This is a genomic window from Xanthomonas sp. SHU 166 (assembly GCF_000364685.1).
GTDB classification, from domain to species: domain Bacteria; phylum Pseudomonadota; class Gammaproteobacteria; order Xanthomonadales; family Xanthomonadaceae; genus Xanthomonas_A; species Xanthomonas_A sontii.
This window is the reverse complement of sequence record NZ_AQOJ01000489.1, coordinates 1-2591: the sequence shown is the minus strand read 5'-3', so window position 1 is coordinate 2591 and position 2591 is coordinate 1. Positions and strand designations below refer to the sequence as shown.

The following is a 2591-nucleotide window of genomic DNA, read 5'->3' as shown; positions in this document are numbered from 1 at the left end:
CAGGCCGCCGTCGCCGCCGCGCGCGTCCAACTGCACCCCTTCCAGGTGTTCGAGCAGCGCCGGGCCGGCATACCAGGGCATGCGCGCCGAGCGCTGCGACAGGTTGTCGCCCTCCAGCGCCGACAGCGGAATGCACTGCACGTCGGCGATGCCCAACTGCGCGGCGAGCGCGCGGTACTCGGCGGCGATCGCGTCGAACGTCGCCTGCGCGAAGCCGACCAGGTCCATCTTGTTGACCGCCAGCACCACGTGACGGATGCCCAGCAGCGCGACGATGTAGCTGTGCCGGCGGGTCTGGGTCAGCACGCCCTTGGCGGCGTCGACCAGCACCACCGCCACGTCGGCGGTGGACGCACCGGTGGCCATGTTGCGGGTGTACTGCGCATGCCCGGGGCAATCGGCGACGATGAACTTGCGTCGGTCGGTATCGAAATAGCGGTAGGCCACGTCGATGGTGATGCCCTGCTCGCGCTCGGCGGCCAGGCCGTCCAGCAGTAACGCATAGTCGATCGCCCCGCCGCGGGTACCGTGGCGCTTGCTGTCGGCACCGAGCGCCGCCAACTGGTCGTCGAACAGCCGCTTGCTGTCGTACAGCAGCCGCCCGATCAAGGTGCTCTTGCCATCGTCGACGCTGCCGCAGGTGATGAAACGCAGCAGCGGCTTGTGTTCGTGTTGCTGCAGGTAGGCGGCGACTGCGTCGCCGCCTACGGGAATAGGGAATGGGGAATGGGGAATGGAAACAGCGGTCTCCTGCGACGCGCCAGATGGCGGCGATGCTTGCTTTTGCACTTGCGATTCCCGATTCCCTGTTCCCGATTCCCAGCCCATCAGAAATACCCCTCCACCTTCTTCTGCTCCATCGAGGCGCCCGGATCCTGGTCGATGATCCGGCCCTGGCGTTCGGAGGTGGTGGCCTGCAGCATCTCGGCGATGATCTTCTCCAGGGTGTCGGCCTGCGACTCGATCGCGCCGGTCAGCGGGTAGCAGCCGAGGGTGCGGAAGCGCACGCGGCGCAGCTGCGGGGTTTCGCCGGGACGCAACGGCAGGCGTGCGTCGTCGACCATGATCAGCGCGCCGTCGCGCTCCACCACCGGGCGCTCGGCGGCGAAGTACAGCGGCACCACCGGAATCGCTTCGCGGTAGATGTACAGCCAGATGTCCAGCTCGGTCCAGTTGGACAGCGGGAACACGCGCACGCTCTCGCCGGGATGGATGCGCGGGTTGTACAGATTCCACAACTCCGGACGCTGCTGCTTGGGATCCCAGCGGTGGTGCGCGTTGCGGAACGAGAACACGCGCTCCTTGGCGCGCGCCTTCTCCTCGTCGCGGCGCGCGCCGCCGATGGCGGCATCGAACTTCCACAGTTCCAGCGCCTGCTTGAGCGCCTGGGTCTTCATCACGTCGGTGTGCACGCTGGCGCCGTGGCTGAACGGGCCGACGTCCTGGGCGACGCCGTCGGGATTGATGTGCACGCGCAGCTCCACGCCGGTCTCGGCGGCGCGGCGGTCGCGGAAGGCGATCATCTCGCGGAACTTCCAGCGCGTGTCCACGTGCAGCAGCGGGATCGGCGGCGGCGCCGGCGCGAACGCCTTGAGCAGCAGGTGCAGCAGCACCGAGCTGTCCTTGCCCACCGAATACAGCAGCACCGGGTTGCGGAACTCGGCAGCGACCTCGCGCAGGATGTGGATGCTCTCGGCCTCTAGGCGGTCGAGGTGGGACAGGGGGAACGCACTCATCGAGACGGCGGCGGCAGGCAGTGGGAGACCGGACCAAAGCGTAGCAGCGGTCGTGGCAGTCGGGGCGGCAGTGTGCGTCGCGCCGGCCGCCCGGCAGAAATAAGCCCCGGGCATGAGCCGATAACCCCTGTTCCTTTCTGCACCGCGCAACGCTTCCCTAACATCGGTCATCCCTTCCCAACACCCGGACCGGCCATGACCGCCGCCTCGCCCGCGTTGCCGCCCAGCCCCTTGCCCGAGGAGCGCAAGGCACTGCTGGCGCGGACCGTGGAGGGCCTGGACGCGGCCGGCCTGTGGTGGCTGTCCGGCTACGCCGCCGGCCTGGCCCAGGCGCAGGGGCCGACAACGCCGGCGCTGGCCGTGGTCGCCGGTGCCGCCGCGTCACCCTCGCCCGCGCCGCAGTTGAGCATCGTCTACGGCAGCCAGACCGGCAACGCGCGCCGCGCCGCCGAACAGGTCGCCGCCGAGGTCGAAGCCGCCGGGCTGGCGGTGCGCCTGCTGCGCGCCGACGTCTATCCCACCCGCGAACTGGGCAACGAACGCCTGCTGTACGTGGTCATCAGCACCCAGGGCGAGGGCGACCCGCCGGACGATGCGATCGGCTTCGTCGAGTTCCTGCAGAGCCGGCGCGCGCCAAAGCTGCCGCAGCTGCAGTACGCCGTGCTCGGCCTGGGCGATTCCAGCTACGCCGATTTCTGCGGCATCGCCCGGCGCCTGGATGCACGCCTGGCCGAACTCGGCGCGCAGCGCCTGCTGCCGCTGGGCGAGGCCGACCTGGAGATCGAGACGGTCGCGGCGCCATGGCGCGCGCAGGCGCTGGCGCAGGCGCGCGACGTGCTGGGCCGCCACACGCCC

The 2591-nt window shown here is 69.8% G+C and carries 3 protein-coding genes; 1 reads left to right on the top strand and 2 read right to left on the bottom strand.

What is annotated here, in order from left to right:
• The coding region (locus D180_RS12815; RefSeq protein ID WP_198526553.1) for a GTP-binding protein at nucleotides 1-828 on the bottom strand (828 nt) is incomplete at its 3' end.
• Nucleotides 828-1736 (bottom strand): sulfate adenylyltransferase subunit CysD, encoded by a 909-nt coding sequence (gene cysD / locus D180_RS12810; RefSeq protein ID WP_017913100.1) that lies wholly within the window; start codon nucleotides 1734-1736, stop codon nucleotides 828-830. The genes D180_RS12815 and cysD, both read right to left, overlap by 1 nt.
• A gap of 195 nt (nucleotides 1737-1931) precedes the next feature.
• On the opposite strand from cysD, the gene D180_RS12805 reads away from it, so the two are divergent.
• Nucleotides 1932-2591, top strand: a 660-nt coding sequence (locus D180_RS12805; protein ID WP_017913099.1) for a flavodoxin domain-containing protein, incomplete at its 3' end; no start/stop codon positions are given.